26 protein-coding genes are annotated in these 25,968 nt (G+C 73.4%); 14 read left to right on the top strand and 12 right to left on the bottom strand.

Annotated elements, in window-relative coordinates; translation table 11 throughout:
• Positions 1-39 precede the first annotated feature (39 nt).
• On the bottom strand, positions 40-1,422 hold the full coding sequence (locus ACFO4E_RS08115) for a glycoside hydrolase family 6 protein (RefSeq protein WP_378572450.1): 1,383 nt from the start codon (positions 1,420-1,422) through the stop codon (positions 40-42).
• Between the two features lie 597 nt (positions 1,423-2,019).
• On the opposite strand from ACFO4E_RS08115, the gene ACFO4E_RS08110 reads away from it, so the two are divergent.
• From ACFO4E_RS08110 to ACFO4E_RS08090, 5 genes are read left to right on the top strand one after another with little or no spacing between them, the layout of a single operon-like run.
• A complete protein-coding gene (locus tag ACFO4E_RS08110) occupies positions 2,020-3,720 on the top strand; it encodes an ABC transporter substrate-binding protein (protein ID WP_378572449.1) in 1,701 nt (566 codons plus the stop codon).
• A 28-nt stretch (positions 3,721-3,748) separates the two neighbouring features.
• Entirely contained in the window at positions 3,749-4,744 is a 996-nt protein-coding gene (locus tag ACFO4E_RS08105) for an ABC transporter permease (RefSeq protein WP_378572447.1), read from the top strand.
• A 43-nt stretch (positions 4,745-4,787) separates the two neighbouring features.
• Complete coding sequence (locus ACFO4E_RS08100) at positions 4,788-5,663, top strand: ABC transporter permease (protein WP_378572445.1); 876 nt, start codon at positions 4,788-4,790, stop codon at positions 5,661-5,663.
• 3 nt (positions 5,664-5,666) lie between these two features.
• Positions 5,667-6,617, top strand: a complete 951-nt coding sequence (locus tag ACFO4E_RS08095) for an ABC transporter ATP-binding protein (RefSeq protein ID WP_378572444.1) — start codon at positions 5,667-5,669, stop codon at positions 6,615-6,617.
• A 40-nt stretch (positions 6,618-6,657) separates the two neighbouring features.
• Complete coding sequence (locus tag ACFO4E_RS08090) at positions 6,658-7,575, top strand: ABC transporter ATP-binding protein (RefSeq protein ID WP_378572650.1); 918 nt, start codon at positions 6,658-6,660, stop codon at positions 7,573-7,575.
• Between the two features lie 36 nt (positions 7,576-7,611).
• Here the strand turns inward: ACFO4E_RS08090 and ACFO4E_RS08085 are convergent, their stop codons facing one another.
• On the bottom strand, positions 7,612-8,238 hold the full coding sequence (locus ACFO4E_RS08085) for a dihydrofolate reductase family protein (RefSeq protein ID WP_378572443.1): 627 nt from the start codon (positions 8,236-8,238) through the stop codon (positions 7,612-7,614).
• A 253-nt stretch (positions 8,239-8,491) separates the two neighbouring features.
• Positions 8,492-10,339, bottom strand: a complete 1,848-nt coding sequence (locus ACFO4E_RS08080) for a glycoside hydrolase family 9 protein (RefSeq protein ID WP_378572441.1) — start codon at positions 10,337-10,339, stop codon at positions 8,492-8,494.
• A gap of 325 nt (positions 10,340-10,664) precedes the next feature.
• On the opposite strand from ACFO4E_RS08080, the gene ACFO4E_RS08075 reads away from it, so the two are divergent.
• A complete protein-coding gene (locus ACFO4E_RS08075; RefSeq protein WP_378572439.1) occupies positions 10,665-11,003 on the top strand; it encodes a hypothetical protein in 339 nt (112 codons plus the stop codon).
• Here ACFO4E_RS08075 and ACFO4E_RS08070 read toward each other — a convergent pair.
• The gene (locus ACFO4E_RS08070) at positions 11,000-11,182 is read right to left on the bottom strand and encodes a hypothetical protein (protein ID WP_378572438.1); all 183 of its coding nucleotides are present in this window, start codon (positions 11,180-11,182) and stop codon (positions 11,000-11,002) included. The two genes, ACFO4E_RS08075 and ACFO4E_RS08070, sit on opposite strands and share 4 nt — an antisense overlap.
• Positions 11,183-11,409: 227 nt before the next feature.
• Here ACFO4E_RS08070 and ACFO4E_RS08065 point away from each other — a divergent pair, with 227 nt between their 5' ends.
• Complete coding sequence (locus ACFO4E_RS08065; protein ID WP_378572436.1) at positions 11,410-11,850, top strand: pyridoxamine 5'-phosphate oxidase family protein; 441 nt, start codon at positions 11,410-11,412, stop codon at positions 11,848-11,850.
• Positions 11,851-11,869: 19 nt separating this feature from the next.
• Here the strand turns inward: ACFO4E_RS08065 and ACFO4E_RS08060 are convergent, their stop codons facing one another.
• Positions 11,870-12,280, bottom strand: coding sequence for a RidA family protein (locus tag ACFO4E_RS08060; RefSeq protein WP_378572434.1), 411 nt, complete (start codon positions 12,278-12,280; stop codon positions 11,870-11,872).
• A gap of 156 nt (positions 12,281-12,436) precedes the next feature.
• Here ACFO4E_RS08060 and ACFO4E_RS08055 point away from each other — a divergent pair, with 156 nt between their 5' ends.
• Both ACFO4E_RS08055 and ACFO4E_RS08050 read left to right on the top strand, forming a co-directional pair.
• Positions 12,437-13,453 (top strand): nitronate monooxygenase, encoded by a 1,017-nt coding sequence (locus ACFO4E_RS08055; protein ID WP_378572432.1) that lies wholly within the window; start codon positions 12,437-12,439, stop codon positions 13,451-13,453.
• A 117-nt stretch (positions 13,454-13,570) separates the two neighbouring features.
• Positions 13,571-14,020: a nuclear transport factor 2 family protein gene (locus ACFO4E_RS08050; protein ID WP_378572430.1), complete on the top strand. Its 450-nt coding sequence runs from the start codon at positions 13,571-13,573 to the stop codon at positions 14,018-14,020.
• 102 nt (positions 14,021-14,122) lie between these two features.
• Here the strand turns inward: ACFO4E_RS08050 and ACFO4E_RS08045 are convergent, their stop codons facing one another.
• Entirely contained in the window at positions 14,123-14,986 is an 864-nt protein-coding gene (locus ACFO4E_RS08045; RefSeq protein ID WP_378572428.1) for an alpha/beta fold hydrolase, read from the bottom strand.
• A 186-nt stretch (positions 14,987-15,172) separates the two neighbouring features.
• Between ACFO4E_RS08045 and ACFO4E_RS08040 the strand changes: the two genes are divergently transcribed.
• Positions 15,173-16,135, top strand: a complete 963-nt coding sequence (locus ACFO4E_RS08040) for an oxygenase MpaB family protein (RefSeq protein ID WP_378572426.1) — start codon at positions 15,173-15,175, stop codon at positions 16,133-16,135.
• A 171-nt stretch (positions 16,136-16,306) separates the two neighbouring features.
• Positions 16,307-16,543 carry a DUF3099 domain-containing protein gene (locus ACFO4E_RS08035; protein WP_378572424.1) on the top strand — a complete coding sequence of 79 codons (237 nt, stop codon included), beginning with the start codon at positions 16,307-16,309 and terminating at the stop codon, positions 16,541-16,543.
• A gap of 22 nt (positions 16,544-16,565) precedes the next feature.
• Here ACFO4E_RS08035 and ACFO4E_RS08030 read toward each other — a convergent pair whose 3' ends face one another.
• Complete coding sequence (locus ACFO4E_RS08030; protein WP_378572423.1) at positions 16,566-17,171, bottom strand: histidine phosphatase family protein; 606 nt, start codon at positions 17,169-17,171, stop codon at positions 16,566-16,568.
• Positions 17,172-17,290: 119 nt separating this feature from the next.
• On the bottom strand, positions 17,291-18,406 hold the full coding sequence (locus ACFO4E_RS08025; RefSeq protein ID WP_378572421.1) for a pyridoxal-phosphate-dependent aminotransferase family protein: 1,116 nt from the start codon (positions 18,404-18,406) through the stop codon (positions 17,291-17,293).
• Positions 18,407-18,886: 480 nt separating this feature from the next.
• On the opposite strand from ACFO4E_RS08025, the gene ACFO4E_RS08020 reads away from it, so the two are divergent.
• Both ACFO4E_RS08020 and ACFO4E_RS08015 read left to right on the top strand, forming a co-directional pair.
• Positions 18,887-19,423: a GNAT family N-acetyltransferase gene (locus tag ACFO4E_RS08020; protein ID WP_378572419.1), complete on the top strand. Its 537-nt coding sequence runs from the start codon at positions 18,887-18,889 to the stop codon at positions 19,421-19,423.
• Between the two features lie 115 nt (positions 19,424-19,538).
• The gene (locus ACFO4E_RS08015) at positions 19,539-21,095 is read left to right on the top strand and encodes an aminopeptidase P family protein (RefSeq protein WP_378572417.1); all 1,557 of its coding nucleotides are present in this window, start codon (positions 19,539-19,541) and stop codon (positions 21,093-21,095) included.
• 255 nt (positions 21,096-21,350) lie between these two features.
• Here ACFO4E_RS08015 and ACFO4E_RS08010 read toward each other — a convergent pair whose 3' ends face one another.
• The 3 genes from ACFO4E_RS08010 to ACFO4E_RS08000 all read right to left on the bottom strand — a co-directional run bounded on the left by ACFO4E_RS08010 (position 21,351) and on the right by ACFO4E_RS08000 (position 23,370).
• On the bottom strand, positions 21,351-22,019 hold the full coding sequence (locus tag ACFO4E_RS08010) for a lysophospholipid acyltransferase family protein (RefSeq protein WP_378572415.1): 669 nt from the start codon (positions 22,017-22,019) through the stop codon (positions 21,351-21,353).
• 144 nt (positions 22,020-22,163) lie between these two features.
• Positions 22,164-22,328, bottom strand: a complete 165-nt coding sequence (locus tag ACFO4E_RS08005) for a DUF6223 family protein (RefSeq protein WP_378572413.1) — start codon at positions 22,326-22,328, stop codon at positions 22,164-22,166.
• A gap of 112 nt (positions 22,329-22,440) precedes the next feature.
• Positions 22,441-23,370 carry a threonine/serine dehydratase gene (locus tag ACFO4E_RS08000; RefSeq protein ID WP_378572411.1) on the bottom strand — a complete coding sequence of 310 codons (930 nt, stop codon included), beginning with the start codon at positions 23,368-23,370 and terminating at the stop codon, positions 22,441-22,443.
• A 138-nt stretch (positions 23,371-23,508) separates the two neighbouring features.
• On the opposite strand from ACFO4E_RS08000, the gene ACFO4E_RS07995 reads away from it, so the two are divergent.
• Positions 23,509-24,411 carry a LysR family transcriptional regulator gene (locus ACFO4E_RS07995; protein WP_378572410.1) on the top strand — a complete coding sequence of 301 codons (903 nt, stop codon included), beginning with the start codon at positions 23,509-23,511 and terminating at the stop codon, positions 24,409-24,411.
• 37 nt (positions 24,412-24,448) lie between these two features.
• Here ACFO4E_RS07995 and ACFO4E_RS07990 read toward each other — a convergent pair whose 3' ends face one another.
• Positions 24,449-25,936 (bottom strand): type 1 periplasmic-binding domain-containing protein, encoded by a 1,488-nt coding sequence (locus ACFO4E_RS07990; RefSeq protein WP_378572409.1) that lies wholly within the window; start codon positions 25,934-25,936, stop codon positions 24,449-24,451.
• Between the last annotated feature and the right edge of the window lie 32 nt (positions 25,937-25,968).

Raw genomic sequence — 25,968 nt, 5'->3', positions numbered from 1 at the left:
GCCGCCCTCCTGCTCACCGGGGTGGGCGGCCGGCCCGGATCACACCGGCGGGTGGGCGTTCTCCAGCAGTTCCTGGAACTGCGCGGAGAACCAGTGGCCCGAGATCGGGGCGTCGGGCAGGGCACCCGAGGGGTTGTTGTTGTTGCGCGGGTTGCCCTGGTAGGTCGGGTCGCACATCCGGTCGAAGCCCTTCCCCTCGTCGTTGGGGATCTCCTCGCTGGAGCCGTCGGACTCGCCCGGGGGCTTCATCCAGACGTAGGCGTCGATCCCGGACGCGGGAGCGGCCGTGGGACGCTCGCCGAGCCCGGCGCCGGCCTGGTTGCACCAGTTGCCGATGTGGATGCGCTGGTCGTAGCGCCCTCCGTCGACGTAGGCGTCGCCGCTGGTCGTCGGGCCGGGGCCCGTCGGCCGGTCGGCGCCGCCCCACCCGTTGCGGGAGGTGTCGATCAGCATGCCGATGTCGGAGGCGAAGCCCTCGCCGATCAGCTCCTGGCGGAACGCCTGGGCGAAGGACTGCTCGTCGACGTAGTTGTTCCAGTCGATCCACTGGGACTGGCCGCGGATGGGCTGGCCGTTGATCGTGTCGGTGATGGAGAAGTTCTCCTCCACCGTGGCCGAGTAGTTCGCGGTGTTGGCGATGAACCCGGCCACGTCGGCCGGGGTGGCGCCGTTGGCGTTGGCGGCGTCGTAGAACAGCTGCGCCGAGGCGTTGAAGTTGTTGTCCCAGCCGATCCAGCCGTGGTGGCCGGCGTCGATGTAGTTGTAGACGTTGGGGATCGCGCCGAGCTGGTCCAGCGCGTAGCCCACGCCGTTGACGTAGTTGCCGTTGGCCAGCATCGTGTCGCACTCGGGCGTCGCGGTGGGGCGGCTGCCGACGTTGGTGACCAGGTTGGGCAGCGAGTCGATCTCGATCGTCGCCACGATCCGCAGGTCCGCGTAGGCCGGGTCGGCGAGGATCTCGGCGATCGGGTCGATGAACTCGCTCTCGTAGCGGCCCAGCTCCGTGGGGCCGAGTTCGCCGTTGGAGGCGAGCGCGGCGCAGTCGCGGCCGGGCAGGTTGTAGATGACGACCTGGAAGACCAGTTCCTGGCCGCCCGCCTGCTCGACGGCCTCGTCCAGGTGCTCGCGCAGGCCCATGCGGCCGTTGGCGCCCTCGATCGCGGCGATGCGGTCCATCCACACGCCGGTGGGCTGGTCGGCGACTGCGGAGCCGCCGGGTTCGGCGGCGGCGTTGGCGGACCACTCGGGGTTCACGTAGACGTCGGCGCCCACATAGGGGTTGTCGACGCGGGCCGCGGAGACGTCGTCGGCCGCGGCGGCGGAAATGGAGAAGCAGGACGCGGCCATCGCGACGGCGGCCGCTGCCGCGCCCACGGCGCGGCGCCGCCGGCGCCGGGCCGGGCTTCGCTGGTCGGTGGTCATTGCGGGGGAACTCCTCACGGCTGGTGCCGGCCGGATGCGGGGAGCGCCTCGGCCGATCGTGTCTTGGGGGAGTCGTCGGGGGATGGTCGGTCCGCCGCCGGAGGAGGCCGGAACCCGGTGGGGCGGGGCCGGCCGCGCCGGGCAGGTGTGGGGATCACTCAGCGGCGGTGGCGTGGGTGGTCGCGCGTGGTGCCTCCCGGGCGGGACGGGGACGGGGTGCCGCCGGTCCGTGCGGTGGTGGACACCTCGGGGCCGACGTATGGGAGCGCTCCCATGAACGGAACATAACAGCGCTGAAACGTTCTTGAAAAGAGGGGGAAAGTTATTTGTTCGAAGTCGCGATGAATTGCTGGTTAAATGAGTAGTTCATTCTATTTTGATGCACAATGTCAGTTTTGTCGGTTATGAAGATCGTTCTTGGGGTGGCCGGAGTGCGGGGTTCAAGATCATTTCCAGGTGAGAGCTAAACCGGTTTAGTTTCCGTAACGCGTCTTGACCGTGAACCGGTTTAGTGATGTTCTGGCGGCGTTCCATGTGTGTCCCGCGTCACGTCCGCGGCCGGGGCTCGGACCGGCCCCAGCTGGGAGGCGACGACGAATGCGCAAGCGGCTGAAATGGCTCAGCGCGCTGCTCGCGGTGGGTATGGCGGCCTCCGCCTGCTCCGGAGACGGCGGCGGATCCGGCGGGTACCCGCGCGAGGAGACCCTCTACACCACCGGCACCCAGTGGGGCCCGCCCAATAACTGGAACCCCATCATGAACTGGGCCTATACAACGGGAACCACCGGCTACGTCTATGAGCCGCTGTTCCTCTACGACCCCCAGCAGGACGAATACATCCCCTGGCTGGCCGAGAACGGCGAATGGACCGGCGAGGACACCTACGAGGTCACCGTCCGCGACGGCGTCCAATGGAGCGACGGCACCCCCCTCACCGCCGCCGACGTCGTCTTCACCGCCGAACTCGGCCGGATGGAGTCCGTCCCCTACCACAATCTGTGGGAATGGCTGGAAAGCGCCGAGGCCGTCGATGACCGCACCGCCCGCTTCACCTTCTCCGACCCCCGCCACCAGGAATGGGCCAACTGGATCTACGCCAACCCGATCGTCCCCCGCCACCTGTGGGAGGACCGCTCGGAGCAGGAGGTCACCGCGGCCGCCAACGAAGAGCCCGTCGGCACCGGCCCCTACCTGTACGAGACCCACAGCGAGGACCGCATGGTGTGGGCGGAGAACGACGGCTGGTGGGCCCGCGACCAGCTCGACCTGGACGTCGCCCCCTCCTACATCGTCGACATCGTCAGCAGCAGCAACGAGGTCGCCCAGGGCCTGCTGCTCCAGAACGACATCGACATCAGCAACAACTTCCTGCCCGGCATCGACCAGGTGCTCAACGGCGGCTCCGGGATCACCAGCTACTACGCCGAACCGCCCTACATGGTCCCCGCGAACACCGCGTGGCTGGTGCCCAACACCGAGCGCGAGCCCTTGGACGACCCCGCGTTCCGCCGCGCACTCGCCAACTCCGTCGACGTCGCGCAGATCGTCGCGGGCCCCTACGGCGACCTCGTCGAGCCCGCCGACCCCACCGGGCTGCTGCCCATCTGGGACGACTACGTCGACGGCGCGACCGTCGAGGAGCAGGGATTCGGCCACGACCCCGCCGAGGCCGAATCCCTCCTCGCCGACGCCGGCTACCGGGACACCGACGGCGACGGCATGGTCGAGACCCCCGACGGCGACCCCGTCGAGCTGACCCTCATCGTCCCCTCGGGCTGGACCGACTGGATGGAGGCCGCCCGCATCATCGCCGAGGGCGCCCAGGCCGTCGGCATCGACCTCACCGCCGACTTCCCCGACGATCCCGCCCTGCGCGACGCCCGCGAGACCGGCGACTTCGACCTGCTCATCAACAACGAGCGGCAGATGTCCAACACCCCCTGGACCTACTACGACTACATCTTCCGCACCCCGGTCCTGGAGCGGCAGACCACCGTGAACTTCGCCCGCTACGAGAACGAGGACGCCTGGGAGCTCGTGCAGGAACTCTCCCGGACGCCGGTCGAGGACACCGACGCCATGCGGGCGACCATCGCCGAACTCCAGGAGATCCAGCTCACCGACATGCCCGTGATCCCCCTTTGGTACAACGGCATGTGGTCCCAGGTCAGCAACGAGACCTGGACCAACTGGCCCTCCTCCGCCGACGGCGACCCGCACCACCTGCCCACCACCTGGCGCAACTACAACCAGCTCGGCGCGGTGCTCACCCTCACCGAGATCCGGCCCGCGGGATAGCCGGCTCCGCCCCGTCAGGAGGACACCCGTGCGCCGCTATCTCGCCAGGAAGATCTTCGTCTACGCCCTCACCTTCTTCGCGGCCGTCACCATCAACTGGATGATCCCGCGCTTCATGCCGGGCGACCCGGTGCGCACCATGCTGGGCCGCGCCTCGCTGTCGGACCCCGGGGCGGCCGACGCCATGCGCGACTACTACACCTCCCTGTTCGGCCTGGACCTGCCCGTGTGGCAGCAGTACCTGAACTTCTGGGGGTCGCTGCTGCGCGGCGACCTCGGCACCAGCGTGTGGCTGTTCCCGACCCCCGTCACCGAGGTCATCCTCGGCGCCGTGCCCTACACCCTCGCCCTGCTCGTCCCCGCCATCCTGCTGAGCTGGGTGGCCGGCAACCGGTTCGGCGCGTTCGCGGCCCGCAGCCGGTGGCTGGACAACACCGTCCTGCCGGTCGGCTACATCCTCACCGCCACCCCCTACATGTGGCTGGGCATCCTGCTGGCCTGGAGCCTGGGGATCGTCGCCGGCGTCTTCCCCATCGCCGGCGCCTACGGGTTCGCCCTCCAGCCCGAATGGTCCTGGGCGTTCGCCTCCAGCCTGGTCGCGCACTGGTTCCTGCCGTTCCTGTCGCTGTTCCTGGTGGCGTTCGGCGGCTGGGCGATCGGCATGCGCAACCTGATCATCTACGAGCTCGACGCCGACTACTCCGGCTACCTGGAGGCCCTGGGGGCGCCGCGCCGGCTGGTCCGGCGCTACGCGTTCCGCAACGCCGTCCTTCCCCAGCTCACCGGCCTGGCGGTGCAGCTGGGCACCATCGTCGCGGGGGCGCTGCTCACCGAGATCGTGTTCTCCTACCCGGGCCTGGGCAACCTCGTCCTCCAGGCCGTCAACAACCGCGACTTCTTCCTGCTCCAGGGGACGTTCCTGTTCATCGTCGTCGGCGTGCTCATCGCCAACTTCATCGTCGACGTCGTCTACGTCCTCGTCGATCCCCGGACCCGGACCCAGATGCAGGGGAGCCGGGCATGAGCCCGCGGCGGCGCCGCGGCGTCCGACCCACCCGAGGAGCCCGATGACCGTCACCGAACCCGCCCCGGCCGAGCGGCGGTGGGGCGAATCGCTGCACTTCGCACGGCGCAACCCGAAACTACTCGCGGGGACCGCCGTCATCGCGGCGCTGCTGCTCACCGGGGTCGCCGCGCCGTTGTTCATCGAGGAGGGCCCCAACGTCTACGTCGGCCCCCAGGGGCAGGCGCCCTCGGCGGAGTACTGGTTCGGCACCACCAACTTCGGCCAGGACGTCTTCGCCCAGTTCGCCCACGGGCTGCGCGCCACGTTCCTGGTCGGCCTCATCGGCGGCGGGATCGCCGCGGTGGTGGGCATGGCGGTCGGGTTCACCGCCGGCTACCGCGGGGGCCTGGTCGACGAGATCCTCAACATGGTCACCAACATCGTGCTGGTGCTGCCCGCCCTGGTGGTCCTCATCATCGCCGCCGCCTACCTGGAGGCCCGCGGGATCCTGGTGCAGGGGGTCTTCATCGGGCTGACCGCGTGGCCCTGGGTGGCACGGGCCGTCCGCGCCCAGACGCTCACCCTGGCCACCCGCGACTTCGTGGACCTGGCCCGGCTCAGCGGGCGGCGCGGGCGCAGCATCGTGTTCCGCGAGATCGCGCCGAACATGAGCTCCTACCTGTTCATGACGTTCATCCTGCTCTTCGGCGGCGCGATCCTGACCGCCGCCGGCCTGGACTTCATCGGCCTGGGCCCCACCCAGGGCGTCTCCCTGGGGCTGATGATGCACAACGCGGTGACCTGGGGCGCGCTCCAGCTCGGCATGTGGTGGTGGTTCGTCCCGCCCGGCCTCGGCATCACCGCCATCGTCGGGTCCCTCTACATCATGAACGTCGGCCTGGACGAGGTCTTCAACCCGCGCCTGAGGGAGCTCTGACCCATGAGCCTCGACGTCCGCGACCTGACGGTCCACTACCGGACGCTGCGCGGCGACGTCCACGCCCTGGACGGCGCGACCTTCTCCCTCGCCGACGGCGAGATCATGGGCCTGGCGGGGGAGTCCGGCAGCGGCAAGTCCACCCTCGGCAAGAGCCTCATCCGGCTCGACGCCCGGATGAAGTACGTCGGCGGGACCGTCGAGCTCGACGGCGTCCGGCTGCCGGTGGACGACCAGGACGCCATGGTGCCCTTCCGGTTCCACCGGGTCTCGCTGATCCCGCAGTACGCCATGAGCGCCCTCAACCCCACGCGCCGCATCGGCCGGCTGATCACCGATCTGCTGGAGTCGCGCGGCGTGCGCGCCGGCGGCCTGCGCGAGGAGCTGCACCGCCGCCTCGGCCTGGTCGGCCTCTCCGCCGACGTCCTGCGCCGCTACCCCATCGAGCTGTCGGGCGGGATGAAGCAGCGGGTGGTGATGGTGCTGTCGACCCTGCTCGACCCGTCGCTGCTGATCGCCGACGAGGTCACCTCCGCTCTGGACGTGTCCACCCAGCGGGCGGTCGCCGAAGCGCTCGTGGGGTTCCGCGACCGCGGCCACGTCACCAGCATGATCTTCGTGACCCACGACCTCTCGCTGGCCCACCAGATCGCCGACACGGTCATGGTCATGTACGCCGGCAAGCCCGTGGAGAAGGCGCCGACCCGCGCCGTCATCGACCGCCCGCGCCACCCCTACACCCGCATGCTGCTCTCGGCGCTGCCCGAGGTCGGCGTCACCTACGCCGAGAAGCGGCTGTCCGGGATCCCCGGCCACCCGCCCGCGCTCCTCACCCCGCCCACCGGGTGCCGGTTCAAGGACCGCTGCCCCCTGGCCGCCGACGAGTGCGACCAGGAGCCCCCATTCGCCGAGATCGCCCCCGGCCACCGGGTCGCGTGCTGGAAGGCGGGATAGCGCCATGCCTGAGACCATGCCGGCCCCCGGGCCGGACCCCCTGCTGAAGCTGCGCGGCCTCGCCAAGGTCTACCGGGTCGGCTCCTTCGGCGGCGGCCGGCTGCACGCCGTGCGCGACGTGGACCTCACCGTGCATCCCGGCCAGGTGGTCTCGCTCGTGGGCGAGAGCGGCAGCGGCAAGAGCACCATCGGCCGGATGGTCCTCGGCCTCATCCCGCCCACCGCCGGGACCGTCGCCTTCGCCGGCGCCGACGTGGCGCGGCTGCGCGGCCACCGGCGCCGCAAGGACTACTACCGCGAGGTCCAGGGCGTCTTCCAGGACCCCTTCAGCTGCTTCAACCCGGTGTTCACCGCCGACCGGGTGTTCGCGCTGATCCGCGCCGAGTACTTCCCCCGCGCCACCGACACCGAGTGGCGGCGGCGCATCGCCGGCTCCCTCGACACCGTGCGGCTCGACCCCGCGCAGGTCCTCGGCAAGTACCCCCACCAGCTCAGCGGCGGCCAGTTGCAGCGCCTGCTCATCGCGCGGGCGCTGCTGCTGGACATCCGGCTGCTGGTGGCCGACGAGATCATCAGCATGCTCGACGCCTCCACCCGGATCGACGTGCTCAACCTGCTGGGCGACCTCAAGGCGCGCGGCCTGGGCATCCTCTTCATCACCCACGACCTGTCGCTGGGCAACTACATCAGCGACACGACGGTGATCCTGCGCCGCGGGCGCATCGTGGAGTCCGGTGCGACCACCGCGGTCTTCGACCACCCCGTGCACCCCTACACGCGGCGGCTGCTGGCCTCGGTGCCGCGCCTGCACCGGACCTGGGCACAGGCCGACGCCGACCTCGCGGCCGGCGGTGTGGACGGCGGCTGCGTGGGCTGCGCGGGCCGCTCCGGCGGCGGCCACCCCCCGGTGGAGGTGGCCGTGGGCCACCTGGTGGGCTGCTTCGACGACGGCGCCTGAGGCTCCGGCGGGGTGCGGCGGCCGGCCGCGCGCCCGTCACCGGTTGCCGGTCTCGGGGCCCATGGTGCCGTGGGCGACCCCGCCCGCGCGGGTGTAGGTGCTCGCGAGCACGCCGGTGCTCGATGTCGCGGTGTCGGCCAGCGCGAGCCCGGCGGGGACGGTCCCCTCGGCGAACAGCCGCTTGCCGGAACCCAGGAGCACCGGGAACACCAGCACGTGGAACTCGTCGACGAGGTCGTGGGCGAGGAGCGTCTGGACGAGCCCGCCGCTGCCGTGGACCTGGATCTCGCCGCCCCCGCCCTGTTTGAGCTCCGCAACGGCCGCGGCCGTGTCCCCGGTGAGCAGCGTGGAGTTCCGCCATTCCACCGCGTCGAGCGTCCGCGAGGCCACGTACTTGGGCACGCTGTTGAGCTTCGATCCGATCGGGTCGTCGGGCTCCGCCAGCGGCCAGTAGGCCGCGAAGATCTCGTAGGTCCGCCGCCCCAGGAGCAGCGCTCCGGCGCGCCCGATCAGCTCCGTCATCCGCCGCATCAGCATGTCGTCGAAGTGCGGCGCCGACCAGCCGCCGTGCTCGAACCCGCCGTCGGGGTCCTCGTCGGGTCCGCCCGGTGCCTGCATCACCCCGTCGAGCGTCGTGAACGTGGTGACCATGAGTCTGCCCATGCCCGCCCCTCTCCATACCCGGTGCCGCCGGGCGCCGGCCGCGCGGCGCCCCACCGACCATGGTCGTCCACGGCACCGGCATCGGCCGGTAGGCCCGGCGACGCGTCGCCGGGCCGCGGGACGTCGAGCGGGTGGACGGGGCCGCACCCCCGTCCACCCGCCCTCCCGGGGTGCCTGGCCGATGGAGGGGATATCGGGCAGGCACGTCGTGGGCGGTCCGGTCAGGCCGCGCGGCCCGGCCGGAGCCGCGGGCTCACTCCAGGTCCTCGGCGATGAACGCCGACACCCAGGCCAGGGGCGCGTTCCAGTTGACGGTCAGCTCGTTGGTCGACCACGAGCCGATGTCGTCGATGTGGCACGCCTGCGGCGCGCACCCCGCCAGGTGTTCCAGGGCGACCCCGTCCCAGGTCGCGGTCTGGGAGTTGGGGCCGCCGGAGAGGGAGCCGTCGGGCGGGTTGGGCAGCGACGGGTCGAGCTGGTTGGCGTACCACCTGCTGTGCTGGTTGCGGGTGTCGTTCTCGCCGTACCCGGTCACATAGGAGCGGCCCAGCGCGTTGCGGCCGAGGATGTAGTCCATCCCCTGGAGGACGCCGTCGCGGTAAACGGGGTCGCCGGTCAGGTCGTAGGCCGAGGCCAGCACCACCAGGTTGTTGAGCACCTGGCTGCTGGAGCCCCAGTAGTAGGCGCCGTCCTCGGTCGCGTACGGCATGCCGAACGGGTTCTGAGCCAGGTCGGCGAGGTAGCCGTCGGCCGCCTCGACGACCGACGCCCGCACTCCCTCCACGCCGGGCAGGTCCTCGCCCAGCAGTGCCAGCTGGAGCCGGGCCGGCGGTGCGGTCCACCCCCAGTCGAACCCGGCGGGCCGGAAGACGTCCTCGGTGTGCTCCTCGGCCCCCTCGACCGCCTCCAGGTACTTCGCCGAACCGGTCGACAGCCACAGCTCGGCGGCGGCCCAGTAGAACTCGTCGGTGACGTGGTCGTCGTTGTAGGGGCCGCCGCCCACGCCGGTGGCCGGCGCGTAGACGGCGGGGTTGGCCCGCGCCGCGTCCCAGGCGGTCTCGGCGGCGGCCAGGCACTCGGCGGCGAACGCGGGGTCGAACGGCGCGAACACCCGGGCGCACTGGGCTCCGGTGGCCGCGAGGTTCAGCGTCGCGGCCGTGGAGGGTGGCTGGAGGTAGCGCGGCTGGGGATCGTCGGCCGGCATCAGCGGCAGCCCGGTCCACTCCGCGTCGTGGATCTTGTGGTGGGCCATGCCGGCCAGGGGCTCACCGGCGGGGACCTGCATGCTGACGAGGAACTCCATCTCCCAGCGCGCTTCGTCGAGCACGTCGGGGACCCCGTTCGCGGATTCGGGGATGCGCAGGCTGCCGTCGCCGACGGCGCCGGGGTCGCCGCTGCCGGCCGCGGTCGCGCGCTCGTAGAGGCTCATGAGCTGGTGGGCGGAGATGCCGCCGTTGACGACGTACTTGCCGTGGTCGCCGGCGTCGTACCAGCCGCCGGAGACGTCCAGGGTGTAGTCGCAGCCGCCCGGGGCGCACGGCACGGCGGTGTCGCCCTGGTTGGGCGCGACCCCCGTGTGGCCGGCGGCGCGGCCGTAGCCGGGGGCGATGGCGTCGTCGATCGCGATGCCGCTGCGCTGGGGGTAGTAGAAGGAGAGCGCGTCCACGAGGAGGTCGCCGTAGGCGTCGCCGGAGAGGTCGAAGGGGTGGCTGGTCTCGCCGTCGGCGGCGAGGGTGTAGCCCGTGCCCGGGGCGTCGGCGGCGGTGAAGTCGATGGTGTGCACGTTGTGCCCGGAGGCGGCGTCGTGGCCGCGCGGAACCGTCTCGCCCTCCGCGACGACCGCGCCCGCGGCGTCGGCCAGCTCCCAGCCCACCGGGGCGGTGGCGTCGGTGATGAGGGTGGCGTTCTTGGGCCCTCCGGGCAGGTAGCCCACCTGGTTGACCCGGACCCGGGGTCCGGTGTCGGCGGTGGAGGCGGGGGCGGGCGGGTCCTCGGAGGTGGGGGCGGCGTGTGCGGGGGAGGAGAGGAGGGGGAGGGCGAGCACGGCGGCGAGCGCCGCCGCGCCGTATGCGGTGGCGCGCCTTCGCGGGGGTCGGAGCACGGGGGACTGCCTTTCGCCGGGCCGGCGGCCGCCGGGGGTGGCGGCCGTCCGCGGTGGAAGGTGCTTGCTCGACGGGAACACTGGGCGATATGGGAGCGCTCCCAAAAATGTAGGGAGAGGGTTTCCCGGTGTCAATGGGTGCCCCGAAACTCCTTTCCGCCGGCCCGCGCCGGCGGTGGTCCGGCCCGTGCCGGCCGCGCGGGTCCGTCCGGTCGCATGCGGCGGGCCATGAGGGGTCCGGGGCATCCGGAAATCGGGTGGCCGCGGCGGTGCGGTGCCGCTAGGGTCGGGCCGTCACTCGGTCGTCGGCGATACGGGGGAACCCATGGCACTGGTGAAGAAGGGCGCGCGGCGCATCGTCGTCGACGGCGCCGCCTACCGGTGGCGGCTGCGCTCCCGGCCCACCTACTGCCAGGCGATGGCGTGGGGGCGCTGTACCTACGCGGTCGAGGGGGCCGACGCGCCGGGCGCCGTCCTCGTCGTCACCACGGCGGGTCCGCGCATGGACGGCATCGCCCGCCGGGATCGCGCGGCCGTCCCGGTCCTGCCCTCCGATGTCGCGCGTGCCATCCGGGCGGCGCTGGTGGGCGGATGGACGCCTTGGGAGGCGGGTCCGCCCTTCCGCCTGGACCTCGAGGCCGGGGCCGCGGCTCCGGTGGGCTAGGCGGGCTGTTCCCGGCGCTCGGCCGCCGGTGCGGGGGACGCGGCGGACGGCTCCGGTGCGGCCGTCTCGCGGCGGCGGAGGGCATCGTCGGCGATGTAGGCGACACCCGCCGCGATCACCACGCCGATGCCGCCGAGCGTGATGACCAGCATTAATGTCAGGAGTGCGGGGTCGATCACGGGACTGGCCTCATTTCGCGGGCGTCGAGCTTCAGCGTCTCCACCAACGGTAATACGCGTTCACATAAGTACTCGTTGTTTCCTCAAGTGAACCGCGTCATATCCCGGTGCGGCTTGGAGAGGGCCGGGCGGCGGGCGGTCCCCGCACGACGCGCTCGGCGCGTCGGCGCGACACCCGCGGCCCGCGGATGGACCATCGGTGGTATCAGGGCGAGGAGGCCCCCAATATGGCGACACTCGACGATGTCCGCGCTCTCATCGACTCCGGCGGCCACCAGGCGGTCGTCTCGGCAACGCGTGCCGACGGCTCGATCCAGTCCAGCGTCGTGGTGGCGGGCGTCGCCCAGCACCCCGTGACCGGGGAGCACGTCATCGCGTTCACCACCCCCGCCACCAGCGTCAAACTGCGCTTCCTGCGGGCGCGCCCGGCCGCCACCGTGGTCTTCCAGTCCGGCCGCCGATGGGCGAGTGTGGAAGGGACGGCCGACCTCATCGGCTACGCCGACCCCTTCGACGGGGTCGGGGCCGAGGACCTGCGGCTGCTGCTGCGCCACGCCTTCACCGCGGCGGGCGGCAGCCACGACGACTGGGCGGCCTACGACCAGGCGATGGCCGAACAACGGCGCAGCGCGGTCCTCGTCCGCCCCTCGCGCATCGTCGCCATGTGACCGGGCCCGGGGGCGGGGGTCACCGTGCGACGGCGACCGCCTCGACCTCCACGAGCTGGCCGGTGTAGCCCAGCGCGGCCACGCCGAGCAGGGTGCTCGGTGCGTCGTGGTCGCCGAACGCGGCGCGGACGACCTCCCACGCGGCCACGAGGTCGTCCTGCCGGGCCGAGGCCACGTAGACGGTCGTCTTGACCACGTCGGTCAGCGACGCGCCGGCACCGGCCAGGGCCGCTTCGAGGTTGCGCACGACCTGTCGTGCCTGCCCGGCGTAGTCGCCCAGGGCGACGGTGCCGCCGTCGGCGTCCAACGGGCAGGCGCCCGCCGTGAAGACGGTGCGCGGCGCGGTCACCACGGCGGCGTAGGCGTAGTCCACCGTGTCGGTGAGGTCGGGGTAGTGGTCGGCGCGGAGAAATCGGATGTCGTTCTGCACCTTCGTGAGGGTAGAGGGACCCCTGCGCCGTCGCCACGCGTTTTCCGTTCGGGGCAGGGCGGCGCCGGAGGGCGCGCGCCCCCCGATAGCAGTCCGGGCACCGGCCGTGTGCGACGCTGATGTCCGACTTGCGAGCAACCGGCGGAGGAGTGTGCATTGGGGTTTTTCGGGTTGTTCGAAGTCCCGGTCGTCGCGGCACCCATGGCGGGCGGCGCCAGCACGCCCGAACTGGCCGCCGAGGTGAACCGCGCGGGCGGGCTGGGCTTCCTCGCCTGCGGCTACGCCGCTCCCGAGGACATGACCGCCGGCATCCGGGCCACCCGGTCGGTCACCGACCGGCCCTTCGGCGTGAACCTGTTCGTCCCCGGTCAGGACACCGCCGACGCCAAGGCGGTCGCCGCCTACGCCGAGCGGATCGCCCCCGAGGCCGAACGTCTGGGCGCCGATCTCGGCGACTCCGACTGGCACGACCACGACTTCCCCGCCAAGCTCGCGGCGCTGACCGACGACCCGGTGGCGGTGGTCGGGTTCACCTTCGGCTGTCCCCGGCCCGCCGACATCCGCGCGCTGCGCCGCGCCGGCAGCACGGTCCTGATCACCGTGACCACCGCGGGCGAGGCGCGCGCCGCGGCCGAAGCCGGAGCCGACGCACTGGTCGTGCAGGGAATGGAGGCGGGCGGCCACCAGGGGTCCTTCGAGGACACCTACGAGCGCACCACCCCGCTGCTCGACCTGCTCGCGGAGGTGCGCGCGGCCGTGGACACGCCGCTGATCGCCGCGGGCGGCATCGCCGACCCCGCCGGGGCGCGCCGGATGCTCTCGGCCGGCGCCACCGCCGTCCAGCTCGGCACCACCTTCCTGCGCGCCCCGGAGAGCGGCGCCTCGCAGACCCACAAGGACGCCCTGGCCGACCCCCTCTTCACCGGGACCGCCGTGACCCGCGCCTTCAGCGGACGGCGCGCACGCGGCCTGGTCAACCGCTTCCTGCGCACCCACGACGGCATCGCACCTGGGGCCTACCCGCAGGTCCACCACCTCACCGGTCCGCTGCGCGCCGCCGCCGCCCGGGCGGGCGACGCCGACAGCCTCCACCTGTGGGCGGGAACCGGCTACCGCTCGGCGGCCGAGCGCCCGGCCGCCGAGATCGTCGCCGACCTCGCCGCGGTCGTCTGACCCCGGGCGGGCACGGGAACACCCGGCCGCCGCGCCGCACCGGCCCCACGGGGCGGAACCGAACGCGACGTCGGATTCCCGCCGGCGCGGCGCGCCCCGAACGGCGATGATCTCGGCATGACGACGACACCCACGACCGATTCGACGGCCGTCCTCACCGGGATGTACGCGGCCGAGGCCGAATACCTGGCCGCCGGCGGCCCCGGGACGGCCACATTCGACCTGCTCGCCTTCTTCTTCGCGCCTGATGTGGTCCTGCACCAGGCCGAGGGCCTGCCCTTCGGGGGAACGTGGCGCGGCCACGAGGGCATGGAACGGTTCTTCCACGCGATGACGCGGACATGGGACGCGTTCGACATGGTGGAGCAGGAGTTCCTCGCCGCCGGCGACACGGCGGTGGTCCGCACGCAGGTTCGCGCCCGTTCCCGCGCCACGGGCCGCGAAATCGCCTTCCCCGTTCTGCAGACGGTCACTTTCGCGGACGGGCGGATCGCCGAGGTCCGGCCCTTCTACTGGGACACCGCGGCGATCGCCGACGCGTGTTCGCAGCCGGCGCCGGCCGCGTAGGGGCGATGCCGGCCGTCGGCCGCCGGTGTCCAACGCGGTCGGCGCGCCGGGACACCGCGGCCCCGGCCGGCTCGGTGGATCGAGGCGGTCGCCGCCGGCCGATCAGGTGTGGGCCGTGAGGTGGGCCAGCAGCGGGGCGATGACGCGTTCGGGCTGCTCCTCGGGCAGCCAGTGCGAGGCGCCGCCGAGCGGGACATGGGTGTAGGGGCCCGACACCCATTCGGCCGTGCGCTCGGCGGCCGCCGAGCCGAAGGCGGGGTCGCCGTCGCCCCACACGTAGAGCGTGGGGACCGCGACCGCGGGGACGCCGGCCTGTCCTCCGGGATCCAGGGCCCGGTACCAGTTCAGGGCTGCCGTCAGCGCTCCCGGCTCCGACAGGCGCCGGACGTTGTCGGCCACGAGGTCCGTGGACACCTTCCCCTCGTAGACGGCCGCCAGCTGCGCCGCACCGTCGGCCAGCAGGGCCTGCTCCGCCGTGCCCTCTATCCGGAACAGCCCGATGTAGGAGAGCCTCTCGCGCTGCTCGGGCGATTCGCCGATCGCCTGGGCCAGTGCGGCGGGGTGCGGTGTGGACAGCACGCTCAGCGTCGCCACCCGCTCGGGGTGCAGCGCGGCGGCCGGCCAGGCGACCACGCCGCCCCAGTCGTGGCCGACCAGGTGGAAGCGCTCCAGCCCCAGCGCGTCGGCGAAGCCGAAGACGTCGCCCACGAGTTCGGGAACCGCATACGCGTCGACCCCCCGCGGGCGCGCACCGGGGGAGTAGCCGCGCTGGTCCACCGCGATCGCCCGGAACCCCGCCCGCGCGACCGCCGCCATGTGCGCCCGCCAGCAGGTGGCGAACTCCGGGAAGCCGTGCAGGAACAGCACCGGCGGGCCGTCCTGGGGGCCCGCCGAGAGCGCGTCGAAGGTGAGGTCCCCAAGACGCAGGACGATGGGTTCGGCACCGGGGGCGAGATCGTGGGGCATCGGTCACCTCTCGTGCAGACAGCGTGGCGCCAACGCTACAACGACCGAACCGGCGGGAAACCTAGCAGTGGCTACACTGGCCGCGTGCCCGTCCGGGGGAGCGGCACCGCCCGCTGGCCCGTATCGATCGGCGGCCTTGGGGCACCGGTCCGGCGGGGAACCACGGTGGAGGAGGCGGCGGGAGCCATGCGGCCGACGGTGGCCCTTCCCGAAAGCGTCACCTGGCGCGTGCAGCTCGACCGCGCCATGTGGGTGGCGGGAGTGCGCGCCCTGATGCTCCAGGCCCTGCACCCGGTGGCCATGCAGGGCGTCTGGCAGCGCTCGGACTTCCTGGAGAACCCCACAGGACGCCTCCTGCGCACCGCCGACTTCGTCGCCACCACCACCTACGGCAGCCCCGACGAAGCCGAAGAGCTGGGCGAACGCGTTCGTTCGGTGCACAGGCGGCTGGCCTTCACCGACCCCGCCACCGGGGAGCGCCGTCACGCAGACGACCCCGACCTGCTCGTGTGGGTGCACTGCGCGGAAGTGGTCTCCTACCTGGAGGTCGTCACGCGCGCCGGGCTGCGGCTGACCCGCGCCGACGCCGACGCCTACCTCGCCGAGCAGACGCGGACCGCCGGCTACGTCGGGCTCGACCCCGGCGACGTGCCCGGATCGCTGGCCGACATGCGCGGCTACCTGGCGCGGACGCGCCCGCTCCTGCGCGTGACACGGGAAGCGGAGCTGACCGTGCGGTTCCTGCTCTGGCCGCGGGTCCCCCGGCGCCTGCGCCGGCTGGCACCGCTCAAGCCCCTGTGGCTCCCGATCGGCGCGCTCTCCTACTACACGCTGCCCGGCTGGGCACGCGGCGCCTACGGCACCCTGCCCGAACTCCCGGGGACACAGGAGGCGGCGACCGCCGGCCTGCGCGCGGTGCGCGCCGCCCTGCACCTGACCCCCGACACCCTCTACAACCGGCTCTTCGACGAGGTCACCGTCCGCCGGGCACGGCTCGCACGGCTGCGCCTGGAGGCGGCGGGCTACGACCTGCGCAAAGGGTTCCGCGCAATCGCCCGCGACCCCGCCCGCAGCCACGCCCGGCGCGGCACCTCCGGGCTCCCGCCCCACCCGGGAAGGCCGGACGGGGCTCTGCCCGAGCCGGGCTGAATCATCGGTGCGCCGCCACGCCCGGGGCGGACGGGGCATCTGCCCAGCGGGGGCCGTCGCACCGGGCGTGGCCGGGCGGGGGCGTCCCCGCGTCGGCGGGGGTGTTCGGCTCGACGCGCCGACCGACGGCCAGTCACGCGGCTCCGCGGGACGCCTGATTACGCTGGGGATATGAAGCGGCGCAAGCGCCAATACGGCTGGCTCATGGGGAGCTGCCTCGTGCTGTTCATCGGGGCGCTGCCCGCGTACTACCTGGTCGGCGTGTGGCTGGCGCTGATCATGTGCGCGGTGGCCGCGGTGCTGCCGCCGATCGCGGTGTTCGTCGGCAACATCGGCGACCCCGACGATCCCGAGGACCACGACGTCCGCTTCGGCCCCAACAAGGACGAGCCCGACGAGCCCCGGTGAGTCGGCGCGGGCCGGGCACGGTTCACGAGACGCCCGCGGGGCGCAGGTTCCAGCGGGCGACCACCGGGCGGCCGTGCTCGGTGCCCAGGACGCTCAGCGCAGCGGTGTCGAGGCGGAACACCGCCCCCGCCGAGGCGGGAAAACCCAGGCGTCGGGCGGTGAGCACGCGCAGCACATGACCGTGGGCGACCAGGACGACGTCGCCGCCGTCGCCGCGCAGGTCGGCCGCGATGCGGTCGAGTACGCGGTCCACGCGGGTCGCCACCTGCCCGACCGTCTCTCCCGGGTGCGCGGAATCGCCCGGGACCACGCCGTCGGCCCACAGGTTCCACCCGGGCCGGGTGCGCTGGATCTCGGGGGTCGACAGCTTCTCGTAGCCGCCGTAGTCCCACTCCATCAGGCCGGGTTCGGGATCGGCGCCGGCGAGCCCGGCCAGTTCGGCGGTCCGCGCGGCCCGTTGCAGGGGACTGGTCAGTACCCGCCCGTGTGACCGCCCCGCGAGCAGATCGCGCAGCCGCCGCGCCTGCTCCTCTCCCTGCGCGTTGAGCGGGACATCGGTGCGCCCGGTATGCCACCCGGCACCGCTCCATTCGGTCTCACCGTGCCTGACCAGCACAAGATCCGCCATATCCCGCCGCGCCTTTCATCAGGGTCCGTGCCGGTCCGGTAACCGGACGGGCGTGCCCCTAACGGACTTTCGCCGAAGGGGGCCGGAGCGGCGCCGCCCCGACGGCGGGCGCGGCACGCTCAGATCGACCCGCCCCGGGACCTGTCGAGGACACGGCCCAAGGCGGCCAGCAGGAGTTCGGCGCGGTCGAGGCGGGCGTTGGCGCCCATGAGGCCGATGCGCCACACCGACGACGCGTAGGGGCCGGCCCCGGCGCCGATCTCGATGCCGTAGTCGGTCAGCAGCTGCTCGCGGACCTTGGCGGAGTCGACGCCCTCGGGCACCCGCACCGATGTGAGCTGGGGGAGCCGGTGTCCCTCGGCGGCGAAGAGTTCCAGGCCCAGCTCCTGCAGCCCCTCCTGCAACCGGGCGCCGGCCGCGCGGTGCCGCTCGGCCACGGCCTCGATCCCTTCGTCGAGGATGCGGCGCAGGGCGGCGTCGAGCGACGCGATCAGTGCCACCGGAGCCGTGTGGTGGTAGGCGCGGCCCCCGGTGCCGCCGCGCACGTAGGCGCCCAGCAGGTCGAGGTCGAGATACCACACCGGCGGCGCGGCCACCCGGTGCTCCCAGGCGCGCTCGGAGAACGTGAACGGGGCCAGCCCCGGCGCCACGCCCAGGCACTTCTGCGTGCCGGCGTACGCGATGTCGACGCCCCAGGAGTCGGCGTGCATCTCCATGCCGCCCAGCGAGGTGACGCAGTCGGCCAGCAGCAGCGTGCGGTCGGACCGGGAGCGCACCGCCGCACCGAGGGCGCCGATGTCGCTGCGCACGCCGGTGGAGGTCTCGGCGTGCACCGCCGCCACGATCGCGGGGGAGGGGTGCGCCGCCAGCACGCGGTCGATGTCGACCGGCCGTCCCCATTCGTGGTCGACGCGGACGACGTCGGCGCCGTAGCGGGCGGCGACGTCGCACATCCGGACGCCGAACAGCCCGTTCACCGCGACCACCACCGCATCGCCCGGACGCACCGTGTTGGCGAAGGCGGCCTCCATGCCGATCGACCCGGTGCCCGAAAGGGGGAGTGTCAGCGGGTTCGCCGTGCCCCACACGGAGCGCAGGCCGTCGCAGGTGCGTTCGAGAACGCCGATGAACTCGGGGTCGAGATGGCCCAGCAGCGGGGCGGCCAGACCGGCGGTGGCCTCGGGGTAGGGGTTGCTCGGCCCGGGGCCGAGAAGGGTGCGCTCGTTCAAAGGCATGGTGATCACCTTACGGCGGCACACCCCGAGCCGCGCCCTCCGTCCACAGGCCGCGTTCGCCCCGCCCCCCGCCCCCCGCCCCGCCTTGCCGCTCGGCCGCGCCGCTCCGCCCCGCTGCGCCGGCTCCGCCACTCCGTATCGCCAACGCCGCTCCGCCGCCCCACTGCTCCGCCGGCCGAGGGCGGTCACCATCGCCTGGCGCCGGGTCCGCCCGTCCTCCCGCGGGGCCGCGCCGGGCCCGCGGCTGCGGGGCCGGGTCCTCGAAAGGTGTCCTGAGCCGTGGTGGCGGCCCCTTCGCCCGCAGGCCGACCCGCCCCCGGCCGGCCACCGTCCTCCCGCCTCCTCCCTCCCGGCGCCCTCGCTCTGATCTCTACCGCCCGATGGGTTTGGAATGCCCGGGAATGTCGGCGTCCCACTTGGCGTTCGCCCCTGTCGGCGACCGCCCCGTTCGAGGGGCGGTGCGACGATGAGGAGGCGACGGTGGGGGCAGTGGAGCAGGCGCGGGCCGGGACCGAGCGGCTGCGCACGCGGGTCGTCACGATGGCCGACCCCGGGGTGCGGCCGATGGTGGATGAGCTGACCGCCGAGTACGCCGACCGCTACGGCCCCGATACCGCCGCCCGCGAGATGGACGCCCACCCCGATGCGGAGTTCGCCCCGCCCCACGGCGGCGTCGTGCTGGTGGAGGAGGACGGCGTCCCCGTGGCGGGCGGCGCGTTCCGCCGCCACGACGCCGGCACCGCCGAACTCAAGCGGGTCTGGTCCTCACGGGCCCACCGGCGCCGGGGCCTGGCACGCCGGGCGGTCGAGGCGCTGGAGGCCGAGGCCGCCCGGCGCGGCTACACCTGCGTCCACCTCTCGACCGGCCCGAACCAGCCCGAGGCCGTCGCGCTCTACCGCGCACTGGGCTACGCGCTCAGCGACGTCGAGGGCGTCGACCCCTCCGGACAGCGGCTCTACTACGCCTTCGCGAAGGCGCTCCCCGACGGCCGCGCCGAGGCGGTTCTCCGGGGTTGACCCCCGCGCTGCGACTCGTTCCCCCTGCGGACCCCTCCTCCTAACATGAGGGATACCGCCGCGCGCGGCGGTGCAGGGCCCGCGCACCAGTCGAGCACCAGCAGGAGGAGCGACCGTGACCGAGCACCAGGCCGAGACGGACCACGACGGCACCGGCGAGGCCCCCGTGTTCCGCCCCCGCAAGAACGGCCAGGCGCAAGCCGTCTCCGACGAGCTGGCCGCCTGGATGCGCACGGGCTGGGCCGACACCGAGATGCGCGACCTCGGCCCCATCGAGCAGGCGCCCTACACCGCCAAGCGCCGCGCCGCCCTCAGCGGGCGCTTCCCCGGGGAGCGCCTGGTCATCCCCGCCGGAACGCTCAAGACCCGCTCCAACGACACCGAGTACCCCTTCCGCCCGGCCAGCGACTACGTCTACCTGTCCGGCGACGCCGCCGACGGCGGCTGCCTGGTGTTCGACCCCCGCCCCGGCGGGGGCCACCTGGTCACCGCGTACCTGCGGCCCCGATCCAACCGCGGGAACGGCGAATTCTGGCTTGACGGCCACGGCGAGCTGTGGACCGGGCGACGCGACAGCCTCACGGAGGCCGGCGCGCTCCTCGGCCTGGCCACCGACGACGTCCGCCGTCTCCCCGAGGTCCTCGGCGAGGCGCCCGATGTCCCCACCCGGATCGTCCGCGGCCACGACCCCGTCCTGGAGGAGGTCGTCGCCGGACTGAGGGCGCGCGGCGGCGCCGCGGGACCGGAGGCCGGTACCGAAACCGACACCGCCGACGCCGCCGACGACGCCCACGCGGCGGCGCGGCGCGACGAGGACCTCGCCATCGCCCTGCACGACCAGCGCCTGGTCAAGGACGAGTGGGAGGTCGCCCAGCTCCAGCAGGCGGTCGACTCCACCGTCCGCGGCTTCGGCGACGTCGTCGCGGCGCTCCCGCAGGCGCGGGCCACCTCCGAGCGCTACATCGAGGGCACGTTCTTCCTGCGCGCGCGGGTCGAGGGCAACGACGTCGGCTACGGAACGATCGCCGCGTCGGGCCCCAACGCCACCACGCTGCACTGGATGCGCAACGACGGCCCGGTGCGCGAGGGGGAGCTGCTGCTGCTCGACGCCGGTGTCGAGACCCGCACCTTCTACACCGCCGACGTCACCCGCACGCTCCCGATCTCCGGTACGTTCACCGGTGTCCAGCGGCGCGTCTACGACCTCGTGTACGCCGCGCAGGAGGCCGGGATCGCCGCGGTGGCGCCGGGGCGCCCCTTCACCGCCTACCATGAGGCCGCCCAGCGCGTGCTGGCCGAGGGGCTGATCGAATGGGGGCTGCTCGACGGCCCGGTCGACCGCGTCGTCGAACTCGGCCTCCAGCGGCGCTACACCCTGCACGGCACCGGGCACATGCTCGGCCTCGACGTGCACGACTGCGCCGTCTCCCGCACCGAGCTGCACCTGTACGGCGACCTGCTGCCGGGCATGGTCCTGACCGTCGAACCGGGCCTGTACTTCCAGCCCGACGACCTCACCGTGCCCGAGGAGCTGCGCGGGATCGGGGTACGCATCGAGGACGACGTCCTGGTCACCGCTGAGGGCAACCGCGTACTGTCGGCGGCGCTGCCGCGTACGGCCGACGCCATCGAGGCATGGCTGGCGGGAGGCTGGACCCCGCCCGCCGCCTGAGCACACCCGCCGGTGCACGGCCGGCCGACCGCGCGGGACGGTGGGTGACCCGCCGCCTGAACACACCCGGCGGCGCACTGTCGGCGTCGGACGGGTCGGCCGCGCGGGCCGGGCAGAACCGGTCGGCCCCGCGGGCGCGGTGTGGAACCGGCAGGCCGCGCGAGCCGGCGTCGGACCGCTCGACCCGCGCATGACGCTGACAGCGTTCCGGTCCGGCCGGGGCCGAGCGGTGCGGCCCTCGGGGACCGTCGCCGGTCAGGCCGCGCGGGCGCGGTCGTTGTAGGCTCCCGCGTCCTGCTGGCCCGACAGCGACCTGATGGCGGCCATGATCTCGTCGGTGACCGCGCGGCGGGCCGGCCCGGTCTTGAGGTGGCCGTAGCCGGTGGAGAAGTCCAGGGGCGCGCCGAAGCGGATGCCGATCGGGCTGACCCTCGGCAGCCGGGCGCCGATGGGCTGGATCCGCTCGGTCCCCGTCAGCGCCACCGGGACCACCGGCGCCCCCGATGTCAGCGCGAGGTGGCCCACGCCGGTGCGGCCGCGGTAGAGGCGGCCGTCGGGGGAGCGGGTCCCCTCGGGGTAGATGGTGAAGATCTCGCCGTCCTTGAGGACGCGCAGGCCGAGCTCCAGGGCGTCGACCGCGTCGCGTCCGGAGCCGCGCCGCACGGGGACGGCGCCCAGCGCGGTGAACGCGGCCTTGGAGAGGCGCCCTTTGACACCGGGGCCCTCGAAGTACTCGGCTTTGGCGAGGAAGCGCACCCGGCGCGGGACGGCCAGGGGGATGACGACGCTGTCGCTGAACGACAGGTGGTTGCTGGCCAGCAGGACCGGCCCGCTCCGGGGAATGTTGCCGAGTCCCTCGATGGCCGGCCGGTAGACCATCCGCCCGAGTGCCGATCCGATCACGCGCAGCGTGTCGTAGATCACCTGCTCCTCGCCCCCCATTCCCCGGTTCGCGTACCGACCAAATGTACAGACGCCGACGGCCCCGCGCGCGGGCGCGTCGGTGTGATGCGCCCGCGCCGGCACTGCCGGGATCGTCGCCGGAGAGCCCGCCGGCGCTCGTCGCGGTCAGCGGGTGTGGCGCGAGCGGGCCAGGGCCAGTCCGCCGAGAGCCGTTCCGGCCAGCCCCACCGTCGCGGCCACGACGGCGCCGCCGATCCCGGCACGACCGGTGGAGCGGGCCAGGGCCAGCCCGCCGGCGACAACGCTGCACAGCGCTATCAAGCCGGCCACGACGGCAGCGAGACGCCCGCCGCTCGCGAAACCCCCGGAGGGATCGCCGGCCGGCCCCTGAGGACGGCAGGGGCCGGCTCTCGCCGACCGGGGCGGTGCGGCGCCGCCTCCGTCAGTCCTGCGGGGTCCAGTTGCTGTTGGCGCCGCAGATCACCAGGCACGGTTCGTCGCCCGGGACGCGCCCGGCCAGCCACGCGGCGAAGGGGACGGCGGCCGCGGGTTCGGCGGCGATGCGGAACTCCTCCCACAGGCGCCCGCGGGCGGCGACGATCTCGTCGTCGGTGACCACAGCGGTGTCGACGGGGTGCCGCCGCAGCACCGCGAACGGGACGTCGCCCACCCGGGACGCCCCCAGGGCCGACGACGCCACCGACGCCACCGGGGAGTCCACCGGGTGGCCGGCCGCCAGCGCCGCGTGCAGGCTGCGGCAGCCCTCAGGCTCGACGCCGACGACCCGGCGGCCGCCGGCTCCCAGCCGCACCCCCGCCAGCAGGCCGGCGCCGCCCACGGCGACGACCACGGTGTCGCAATGGGGCGCGTCGGCCGCGATCTCGTGGCCGACCGTGCCCTGGCCCGCCACCACGTCGGGGTCGTCATAGGCGTGCAGGTAGCGGATGCCCTCGGCCGCGGCGTGCTTCAGCGCGGCCTCGGCGGCGACGGAGTAGCGCTCGCCCACCCGTACCAGTTCCGCGCCGGACGCCTCCAGCCGCCGCGCCTTGGCCTCGGGAACCGTTTCGGGGACGTAGACGATCGCCTCGATGCCGAGCATCCGCGCCGCGGTCGCCACCCCGAGGCCGTGGTTGCCGCCCGACGCCGTGACCACCCGCGCGGGGCGCTCGGCCGCGAGCAGCGCGTTCAGCGCCCCGCGCAGCTTGAACGCCCCGGTGGTCTGGAGGTGCTCTAGCTTCAGGGTGACCGGGCGGCCGTCGACGCGGGCCCGCAGCACCGGGGTGCGCCGGGCGTAGGCGGAGATGCGCTCGGCCGCCGCGCGGACGTCGGCCGCTGTGGGGACCTGCGCTGGGACTGCGGTGCGAAGGCTCATATCACTAACTGTGCCCGCGAACTCGGATAAGTTGAAGTTGCGCTTGCTAAAGATGATTAAGCGTTGCTTTCCCTGTCCACCCGCCCGCGCCGCGCGGCCGCGGGCGACGTCCCTCCAGGTCGAGAAGGGTGCGCGCTGATGCTCGATGCCAACCGTGTCCGGGTCCTGGTCGAGATCGCCCACGCCGGGTCCATCGCGGCCGCGGCCGAGCGGATGTCGTTCACCGCGCCGGCGCTGTCCCAGCAGCTCGCCAAGCTGGAGCGCGAACTCGGCTGCACCCTGGTCGAACGCCGCCGCGGCGGCATCCGGCTGACCGAGGCGGGCCGGATCCTGCTGGACCACGGCGAACGGGTGCTGGGCGAGCTGCGCGCGGCCGAGGCCGCGGTCCGCGCCGCACAGGGCGGGGCCCCGCGGCGCCTGTCGCTGGGGGCGTTCGCCAGCGCCGGAAAGACCCTCGTGCCCAGCGCGCTCGCGGAGTTCGGCCGCGCCCACCCGCACGTCAGCCTGTCCCTGTCGGACGTCGAGCCGCCCGACGGGTACGGGCTCGTGACATCCGGCGACCTCGACCTCCTCATCACCCACCGCTACCCGGGCGTCCCGCTCCCCGGCGGGACGGGCCTGCACCGCGAGCAGATCCTGACCGACCCGCTGCTGCTCGTGCTGCCCGAAGGGCACCCGTTCGCGGGCCGCCGCCCCGCACTGGCCGACCTCGTCGGAGAGGAGTGGATCTGCGGCGCGCCCGGGATCTCCAACCGCGTCACGCTGGACTCCGCGGCCGAGGCCGCGGGGGTACGGCTCACGGTCGCCTACGAGACCCGCGACTACGAGGTGACCCTCGCGCTCATCCGCGCGGGCGTGGGCATCGGGCTCATCCCCCGTACCATCCTGCGCGCCGCGCCCCCCGGCGGCTGGACGGCCGGCCCTTTGGGCGGCGCGCAGCCGGCCCGCGAGATCTACGTCGTCCACCGCCGGCGCCCCCACCCACCGGTTGCGGCCATGGTCACCACCCTCCGCGGCGCCGCCCGCCGGGCGCTGGACTGAGCCCCCAGCGCGGCAGGGCGCACGGCGACCCCGCGCGTCATTCCTCCGGGGTGGTGTAGAGGTCGTGGGCCGGGGATTCGGTCGAGCGGGGGATCTCGACGACCGGGACCGGCTTGTCCCCGGGGTCGCCGTCGCGCGTCGTGCTGAACGCCAGGGTGCCGCCGGCGGCGCGCACCACGTTCGCGCTGTTGAGGCGGAAGAGCGCCCGGCGCATCCCGTCCAGCGATTCCGCCCGGTCTCCGCCTTCGCGGTCGCGCAGGCGGATCGCCTGGACCGCGACCATCATCGCGTCGTGGTGGGCGACGGCATACCCGTTCTCCAGGCCCGCCCCGGGGTCGCCGAAGTTCTCGTCATAGGCATCGGCGAAGGCCGCGAAACCCTCCGGCGCGCCGCGCGCCCCGTTGACCCAGTCCGGATCGGAGGCCGCCGCCTGCACGACGGTGAGGTTGCCCTCCTCCAGCAGGTCCAGCGCGTCGTCGTCCCCGCGCAGTGCCAGACCGGTGGACGCGAAGAACACCGTCAGCGGCTCCCGCGCGCACGAGCGGGAGTGCAGCGAGTCGACCAGCCCGCGCAGGTCGACCCCGCGCCCCGCGTAGAACACCATGTCGACCTCCGCGTCGCAGATGTTCTGGCTGGCGGACGCGAACAGAGTGGGCGACGGCTCGTCGTCCAGGGCCGCGCCGGAGAACGGCTGGGGCGGGATGCCCTCCGTATAGTCGGACATCTCCGCGGAGTACGCCGAGGACAGCGAATTGACGAAGAGATCGGGCGCGTTCTCGTCGTAGACGAGCATCCCCGTCCGGAGCCGGTCGTGCGCCTCCACGTAGCCCCGCAGGGCCGTCGCATAGTCGGTGCTGCTCGGGCCGACGCGCAGCAGCCCGGGATGCGTCGCGTCGTTCAGTTCGTCGGCGGCCACCACCGCCGCGACCATCGCGACGTCGTTGGCGGACAGCCGCTCGGCGGCGTCGGACGTCGCCTGGATCCCCACCCCCAGGCCGATGACGGCGAGGAGGGGCACCGGTTCCGTGGACATCTCCACCAGGCGGTCGACCACGGGTTCCCAGTGTTCCTGGCGGCTGCCCTCGTTGGCGAGGACGAGCTGGATCAGCGGCGTCGGGTCGCCGATGCCGCGGGTGCGGTTGGCCCGGATCTGCGCGACGTAGGCGCCCTCCAGGCTGCGCAGCACCTGGTCCGGGGACATCGCGCCCTCTTCGGTCGGCGTGAGCTGGGTGAGGAGGGCGATCCGCGCCGCAGCGGCCCCGCCGTCGATCTGCTCGGCGACGCGCTCGTTCTCGGCGGCGATCCGGGCCTGGACGTCGGTGAAGGCGGGGTCGAAGACGTGGGATCCGTCGGTGGTGCCGACGCACTCGCCGTCGCCGCCGCGGACGCGGATGTCGGCCCAGAGGTTGCCGCACCGCACGTGCGGGACCGCGTAGAGCACCGCCGCGGCCAGCAGGAGCAGGGGCGCGGCGGCGGCGATGAGCCTGGCCCGGGAAAGGCGGGGTCTGGGGGGTGTGGGGATCATGGCGACGGTTCCTCCGGTCGCACGAGGGGTGC

Origin of the sequence: Nocardiopsis mangrovi (genome assembly GCF_042653925.1) — a bacterium.
GTDB lineage: Bacteria > Actinomycetota > Actinomycetes > Streptosporangiales > Streptosporangiaceae > Nocardiopsis_B > Nocardiopsis_B mangrovi.
This window is presented reverse-complemented; position numbering and strand designations above follow the sequence as displayed.

What these genes read in the sequence shown, in the direction of transcription:
- ACFO4E_RS08115 (WP_378572450.1), bottom strand. Translation starts at nt 1,422, where the DNA reads ATGACCACCGACCAGCGAAGCCCGGCCCGGCGCCGGCGGCGCCGCGCC.
- ACFO4E_RS08110 (WP_378572449.1), top strand. Translation starts at nt 2,020, where the DNA reads ATGCGCAAGCGGCTGAAATGGCTCAGCGCGCTGCTCGCGGTGGGTATG.
- ACFO4E_RS08100 (WP_378572445.1), top strand. Translation starts at nt 4,788, where the DNA reads ATGACCGTCACCGAACCCGCCCCGGCCGAGCGGCGGTGGGGCGAATCG.
- ACFO4E_RS08095 (WP_378572444.1), top strand. Translation starts at nt 5,667, where the DNA reads ATGAGCCTCGACGTCCGCGACCTGACGGTCCACTACCGGACGCTGCGC.
- ACFO4E_RS08085 (WP_378572443.1), bottom strand. Translation starts at nt 8,238, where the DNA reads ATGGGCAGACTCATGGTCACCACGTTCACGACGCTCGACGGGGTGATG.
- ACFO4E_RS08075 (WP_378572439.1), top strand. Translation starts at nt 10,665, where the DNA reads ATGGCACTGGTGAAGAAGGGCGCGCGGCGCATCGTCGTCGACGGCGCC.
- ACFO4E_RS08065 (WP_378572436.1), top strand. Translation starts at nt 11,410, where the DNA reads ATGGCGACACTCGACGATGTCCGCGCTCTCATCGACTCCGGCGGCCAC.
- ACFO4E_RS08050 (WP_378572430.1), top strand. Translation starts at nt 13,571, where the DNA reads ATGACGACGACACCCACGACCGATTCGACGGCCGTCCTCACCGGGATG.
- ACFO4E_RS08045 (WP_378572428.1), bottom strand. Translation starts at nt 14,986, where the DNA reads ATGCCCCACGATCTCGCCCCCGGTGCCGAACCCATCGTCCTGCGTCTT.
- ACFO4E_RS08040 (WP_378572426.1), top strand. Translation starts at nt 15,173, where the DNA reads ATGCGGCCGACGGTGGCCCTTCCCGAAAGCGTCACCTGGCGCGTGCAG.
- ACFO4E_RS08035 (WP_378572424.1), top strand. Translation starts at nt 16,307, where the DNA reads ATGAAGCGGCGCAAGCGCCAATACGGCTGGCTCATGGGGAGCTGCCTC.
- ACFO4E_RS08030 (WP_378572423.1), bottom strand. Translation starts at nt 17,171, where the DNA reads ATGGCGGATCTTGTGCTGGTCAGGCACGGTGAGACCGAATGGAGCGGT.
- ACFO4E_RS08025 (WP_378572421.1), bottom strand. Translation starts at nt 18,406, where the DNA reads ATGCCTTTGAACGAGCGCACCCTTCTCGGCCCCGGGCCGAGCAACCCC.
- ACFO4E_RS08000 (WP_378572411.1), bottom strand. Translation starts at nt 23,370, where the DNA reads ATGAGCCTTCGCACCGCAGTCCCAGCGCAGGTCCCCACAGCGGCCGAC.
- ACFO4E_RS07995 (WP_378572410.1), top strand. Translation starts at nt 23,509, where the DNA reads ATGCTCGATGCCAACCGTGTCCGGGTCCTGGTCGAGATCGCCCACGCC.
- ACFO4E_RS07990 (WP_378572409.1), bottom strand. Translation starts at nt 25,936, where the DNA reads ATGATCCCCACACCCCCCAGACCCCGCCTTTCCCGGGCCAGGCTCATC.